4 protein-coding genes are annotated in these 6,280 nt (G+C 66.3%); all 4 read right to left on the reverse strand.

All coding sequences use genetic code 11. The features are described 5' to 3' along the window. Positions 1–25: 25 nt before the first annotated feature. Positions 26–334: a 50S ribosomal protein L21 gene (gene rplU, locus GFD18_RS03100; protein ID WP_100510584.1), complete on the reverse strand. Its 309-nt coding sequence runs from the start codon at positions 332–334 to the stop codon at positions 26–28. 432 nt (positions 335–766) lie between these two features. Next, the gene (locus tag GFD18_RS03105) at positions 767–3,805 is read right to left on the reverse strand and encodes an Rne/Rng family ribonuclease (protein ID WP_449727614.1); all 3,039 of its coding nucleotides are present in this window, start codon (positions 3,803–3,805) and stop codon (positions 767–769) included. A gap of 431 nt (positions 3,806–4,236) precedes the next feature. Continuing rightward, complete coding sequence (gene dapE / locus GFD18_RS03110; RefSeq protein WP_163199905.1) at positions 4,237–5,442, reverse strand: succinyl-diaminopimelate desuccinylase; 1,206 nt, start codon at positions 5,440–5,442, stop codon at positions 4,237–4,239. A gap of 157 nt (positions 5,443–5,599) precedes the next feature. Next, a partial coding sequence (locus GFD18_RS03115; RefSeq protein WP_163228255.1) for a ribonuclease HII occupies positions 5,600–6,280 on the reverse strand: 681 nt, incomplete at its 5' end.

The raw sequence follows: 6,280 nt of genomic DNA on the forward strand, positions 1-6,280 counted from the left end.
TAAGCCTTTAAAATATTAAAATATTTCAGGCGATCGCGGTGATCTTCACCACGGTCTGGGGCTGACGGTGACCCTTGCGACGAGCAACGCCAGTCTTGTTCTTGAACTTCTGGATGTTGATCTTCGGACCCTTGGCCTCGTCGTCAACAACCTCAGCCTTGACGGTGACCTTGGCCAGATCCTTGGCGGCGACGGTCACGTTGGAACCGTCGACGAGCAGAGCGACGGGGAACTCCACCGTTTCGCCCTTCTTGGCTGCGAGACGGTTGACGATGATCTCGTCGCCGACCTCGACCTTTTCCTGATGGCCACCGGCCTTCACAATCGCGTACATAGCCCTACCTTGCCTGTTTTGAAAGCTAATTGTCGTCTAGCACGATTTTTGCCCTCACACAGGCATGGCTAGACACCGACAATCTAATTTACACAACACGCCGGACTTTCGCAACTCCGGCGTGGATTTTACTTGAATTTTTGGTGCCGTCGGCCCCTCCGGCGGAAAGCCGCCGACGAGCGGTGCCGAAGACGAAGAATACGGCGCCGCCGAGGGACGGCGTTCAACTCCCCTCAGACCGCCTTCGGCGGCCAGCTCCCCTCAATCATGAGGGGAGCTTTGTCGGACAGCCCCGTTCAGCCTCGCTCCTCCTCGGCTCCTCGCTGCGCAGCCGAACCGTCAAGCGGGCAGTCCAGTGGACTGCCCGTAGGTGAGGGGAGCGGGCCGCCAAGGCCCGCGACGGCGGCTGCGCCGACGTTCTCAGAGCGAACCTCAGCCTCGCTCTTCCTCCGCTCCTCGCTGCGCAGCCGCGGCGATCTTGGCGAGCTTGGCCTTGACGTCGGGCGTGGAGCCCTTCGGCAGAGCCGGGTCCTCCTTGGGGGCGGCAGGGGCCGCCGTGCCGTGGTTGTGCTTGTTCGTCTTGATGAACGGATCGCCGCCCTTCAGGGCGTACGGGTCGTCATACGAGGCGGAGACGGTCGGCTTGTCGTGCAGGATGAAGCCGCGGCCCTTGCAGGTCGGGCATTCCTCGGAGAACGCCTCCACGAGGCCCTGGCCGACGCGCTTGCGCGTCATCTGCACGAGGCCCAGCGAGGTGACCTCGGCCACCTGGTGCTTGGTGCGGTCGCGCGCCAGGCATTCGACGAGTCGGCGCAGCACGAGGTCGCGGTTCTGGGGCATGACCATGTCGACGTAGTCGATCATCACCATGCCGCCGATGTCGCGCAGTCGCAGCTGGCGGGCGATCTCCTCGGAGGCCTCGAGATTGCATCGGGTCACGGTCTCCTCGAGCGACTTGCCCTTGCCGATGAACCGGCCGGTGTTCACGTCGATGGTGGTCATGGCCTCGGTGCGGTCGATGACGAGCGAGCCGCCGGACGGCAGGTACACCTTGCGTTCCATGCCCTTGCGCAGCTGGCTGTCGATGCGCCACTGGTCGAACACATCGGCACCGCCGTGCTCCTCGGGGTTCCACTTCTCGAGCTTGTCGCGCAGGTCGGGCGCCATCGACTCGAGGTAGTCGCTGATGCGCTCGTAGACCTTGTCGCCCTCGACGACGAGCTTGTTGAAGTCGTCGTTGAAGATGTCGCGCACCACGCGAATCGCCACGTCGGGCTCGCCCTGCAGCAGCTTGGGGCGCTTGGAGTTGCGGGCCTTGGTCTCGGCCTCCTTCACATGCTCCCACTGCTTGGTGAGGTTCTCGAGGTCCTTTTCGATGGCCTCCTTGGAGGCGCCTTCGGCGGCCGTGCGGATAATCACGCCCATCTCGCTCGGCGCGATCTTCGAGACGATGCCCTTGAGGCGCGTGCGTTCGCGCTCGGGCAGCTTGCGGCTCACGCCGGTCATGCCGCCGGAGGGCACGAGCACGAGGAAGCGGCCGGCGAGCGTGACCTGCGAGGTCAGTCGGGCGCCCTTGTGGCCGATCGGGTCCTTCGTCACCTGCACGAGCACCGGGTCGCCGGAGCGGAACGCGAGCTCGATGCGGCGCGGCTGGCCTTCAAGACGCGTGGTATCCCAGTTGACCTCGCCGGCGTACAGCACGCCGTTGCGCGGCTGGCCGATGTCGACGAACGCGGCCTCCATGCTCGGCAGCACGTTCTGCACGCGGCCGAGGTAGATGTTGCCGACGGTCGAGACCTCCTGGATGTCGGAGACGTAATGCTCCACGAGGATGGAGTCCTCGATCACGGAGATCTGCGTGTGCTTCTCCTTCTCGCGCACGACCATGAGACGGTTGACGTTCTCACGGCGGGCGAGGAAGTCCTGTTCGAGCAGCGTGGACTGACGGCTGCGGTCGCGGCGGTTGTCGCGACGACGCTGCTTCTTGGCCTCCAGGCGGGTGGAGCCCTCGATGTCGGTGATCTCGTCGATGTACTGCTGCTTGCGGCTGCGGCGGATCTGCGGCTCCTGCTGCTCCGTCTCGCCCTTCGAGCCGCGGCGACGGCGACGGCGACGGGTCACGGTGCCGTCGTCCTCGTCCTCCTCGCGATCGCGGTCGCGTTCACGCTCGCGCTCGCGACGGGAACGAGGCGTCTCCGCATCGTCGTCGTGGCCGCGACGGCGACGGCGACGAGAACGGGTCTCGCCGGCCGACTCGTTGTCGTCGGCATCGGTGTCGATCGGGGAATAGTGGATGTCGTCGTATTCGAGGTCCTGCTCGATCTGCTCGACCTCGGCGGCAGCGCGACGCTCCTGCGCGTTCAGACGGCGGGAACGGCGCGAGCGACGGGACTCGTCATGCTCGCCGTCTCCCTCGCGGTCGGCGTCGGCGCGACCGCGGGATTCGACGTCGCGACCGGAACGGTCGGCGTCACGGTCGGCATGCTTGTCGTCGTGGGAGTCACGGTCGTCGGAACGGAGGCTCTGCTCGGCGTCGTCGATGCGGGCGTGGTCTCGATCGCCGCCGCGGCGACGGCGACGGCGACGGGACATGCCCTCGCTCGGATGATCGTCGTCATCGGATTCGTCGTCATGGACCGGCGCGGCCGGGACGGGACGGGCGACCGGCAGGACCGGTTCCTGGAACAGCAGCGACGTCATCGGACGCACGCGGCCGGCCGGCTTGCTCTCCTCGGCCTCGGGGGACGAGAACTCCAGCGGCACGTCGCCGGGACGACGGCCGTGGGCGGACTTGGCCAGACCGCGGATGGCCGCCTTCACGGATTCGCGGGCCTCGTCGCGATCATCGCGGGCGCTGCGGGTATTGCGGGCGTCGCCACGGTCGTCGTTCGTCTCGTCGTCATGCGCACGCGACGGGCGTGCCGGACGTTCGAAGCGGATGCCCTTGTCGGTGAACAGTTCGTCGGCGAGCGCCTTGATGCGCTTGCGACGGGAGGCGTCGCCGTTCGCGTTGTCGTCATCGGCGTCGGCGTCATGCTTGGCTGCGGCCGCGGGCTTGGCGTGCCTGGCGGCGTGCTTCGGCTCACGACGTTCGACGTTGCCGGCGGCCGGCCTGGCGTCGTTTTCGGAGGCGGCCTTGGCACCGGTCTTGTCCGCAGTAGTCTGGGAAGGTTCATCGGCCGGCTTCGACGCGTTGGCATCCACGTTGGATTCGGCCACGGGCGCGGATTCCACCTTGACCGGCAGCTTGGCTCCGGCGGCGCCGGCCACACGCACCACACGACGGCCACCGCGACGGCGACGCGTCGAGGGGGCGGGCGAGCTGACCACGGAAGAAGACGAGGACGGGGCGGCCGGAGCGGCGGTTCCTGCGGATTCCGCGGACACCACGGCCTGGGCCTCGGCGCCATTGGGCATAACGGCGTTGTTGTCTGCGGCGGCTTCCACGCCGTCGTTGTTTTCGGTTATCACAAATGCTCCTTGGGGGCATGCTGCATCACGCCCTGGTTCTCCACCCTGACACAGCTTGTCAACACCGCACTCTCACTACGGCCGCGCTACACGCAACTGCTCAGGCACTACAACAAAGTCTTTGGTGACGGCGACGGATACCGGCGCTTCCGGCGCTTTCACATGTTCAATGCGCCACGGAAGGGGATCAACGTCACCCGCACAATCGGCGGCATGCAGAACCGCCGTCTATAAGTATGACACACCGTCGGGATGAGGGTGTGCAACGACGCAATGACGCGTGGAAACTCCCCTCAGTCGGCTTCGCCGACGGCTCCCCTCATATTGGGGGGGAGCCGATTGACGGAACCGGCCTCGCACCCGCCAAGCCCGACGGCGCGCTCGATGAATCGCGCGCCCTGAGCCTGCAAACAGTCCACCGGACTGTTTGCTTAACGGCTCAGCCACTCCACCAGGATGTCGGCGAGGTCGGTGAGCTGGGATTCGGGGATCTGCTCGTCAGCCTTGTGGGCGAGCAGCGCGTCGCCGGCGCCGAGGTTCACGGCCGGCACGCCGAGCTGCGAGAAGCGCGCCACGTCGGTCCAGCCCATCTTCGCCTGCGGGTCACGGCCGGTGCGCTCCTTCACGAGCGCGGCCAGCGACTGCGCGAGCGGCGTGTCCATGCCGGGGCGCGCGGCCGGCGACTCGTCCTTCATTTCGATGCCGAAGCCCTCGAACACACCGCCGGTGGCCGTGTGCTCGCCGTTGCCGAGCTCGGCGCCCGCATCGGCACCGATCATCAGCGCCTTCGCCTCGGCAAGCGTCTTGTCGGGGGCGAAACGATAGTTCACGTGGACGCGGCATTCGTCGGGAATGACGTTCGTTCCCTTGCCGCCGGAGATGAGCGTGGCGTTCAGGCCCTCGCGGTAGTCGAGGCCTTCGACCGTGATCGTCTGCGGCTCATAGGCGTTCAGACGATTCAGCACCTCGGCCGCCTTGTGGATCGCATTCTCGCCCATCCATGCACGGGCCGAATGTGCGGCGACGCCATGGCAGACGACGTCGAACCGAATCGTACCGTTGCATCCGCCCTCGATGCCGCAGCTGGTCGGCTCGCCGATGATGGCGAAATCGCCCTTCACCCAGTCGGGATGAGTTTCGACGACCTTGCGCAGGCCGTTCTTGCTGGCCTCCACCTCCTCGTGGTCGTAGAAGACGTACGTCAGGTCGTAATTCGTGCGGGAGGCGTCGTCGAGCGTGGCGGCCAGATAGAGCATCACGGCGTCGGACGGCTTCATGTCGGTGGCGCCGCGGCCCCACAGCACGCGCTCGCCGGCGTTGTTCCCGGTGATTTCGGCGCGGATCAGCGGGTCGCCGGGTTCAAGCCATTTCGGGGGGAAGTTGTCGATCACCGGCACGGTGTCGATATGGCCGGCGAGCAGCACGCGCTTGGGCTTGCCGAAGTCGGTGGACGCGACCACCGTGTCGCCGTGGCGGTGCACGGTCAGGTGGGGCAGGTCGTCCAGGAACCGTTCGACGGCATCGGCGAGCGGTCCTTCGCTGTCGCTGACCGAATATTCGTTCATCAGCTGCATGAGCAGCGTGTTCAGGGTGTCGTTGCGCGTGGCGGCGCGGTCGAAAGCAATCTCAGTCGTCATGGTTGCCATGGTACGGCGAGGGCACGAATCGGCGAATGCACTCATATCCCACGATTCGGCCGATGCCCGCCCAACTCGCGATTCGTGAGCGGGAAGGCCGCAGACCATCCGATTCATGAACCGCGAATCGCTCTGCGGCCTGAACAGGGCGTAGAACCTAGAACAGATGCCAGGTCTTGCGGTGGTATTCGGTCGCGCCGTTCGCGGCGATGGCGGCGCGATGCGGCACGGAGCCGTAGCCCTTGTTGCTCGCCCATGCGTACGCCTCGAATTCGGGATGTGCGGCGGCCAGATCGGCCATCATGCGGTCTCGCGTGACCTTCGAGATCACGGCGGCGGCCGCGACGGACGCGCACTTGCGGTCGCCCTTGACGACGGTGGTCATGGCGATTGGTTCGAGCAGCGGCGGCGCGTCGAACGAGTTGACGACCGGCGTGATGTAGTCGTTGGGTCCGTCGAGGATGCCGGCGACGCGCAGGTTCGCATGGTTGATGCGCAGGTCGGGCTCCTCTCCGCCCAAGCCGGCGATGGTGTCATGCCAGTCGGGGGTGAAATCCGTCGGTGCCTCGCCCAGTCCGAGGTCGGTGTGCCCGCCGGTCGTGACCAGCGTCTCGATTTCGTTGAGCGCGCGCACGGCGGCGACGCCCAGGGCATACGTGATGCCCCATTCGTCGACCTCCCTGGAGCTCACCGCCCCCACGGCCCAGACGGCCGACCATGCCTTCAACGGTTCCAGCAGCGATTCGCGCCTCACTTCGGTGAGCATCTTCGAATCGGCGACGCCGCTCGGCACCGTCCATTCGTCGGCGTCGCGGGAGAGCAGCGCGCAGGCGCCCAC

It is taken from the genome of Bifidobacterium saimiriisciurei (genome assembly GCF_010667655.1).
In the GTDB taxonomy this organism is placed as follows: Bacteria; Actinomycetota; Actinomycetes; order Actinomycetales; family Bifidobacteriaceae; genus Galliscardovia; species Galliscardovia saimiriisciurei.

What these genes read in the sequence shown, in the direction of transcription:
- rplU (WP_100510584.1), bottom strand. Translation starts at nt 334, where the DNA reads ATGTACGCGATTGTGAAGGCCGGTGGCCATCAGGAAAAGGTCGAGGTC.
- dapE (WP_163199905.1), bottom strand. Translation starts at nt 5,442, where the DNA reads ATGACGACTGAGATTGCTTTCGACCGCGCCGCCACGCGCAACGACACC.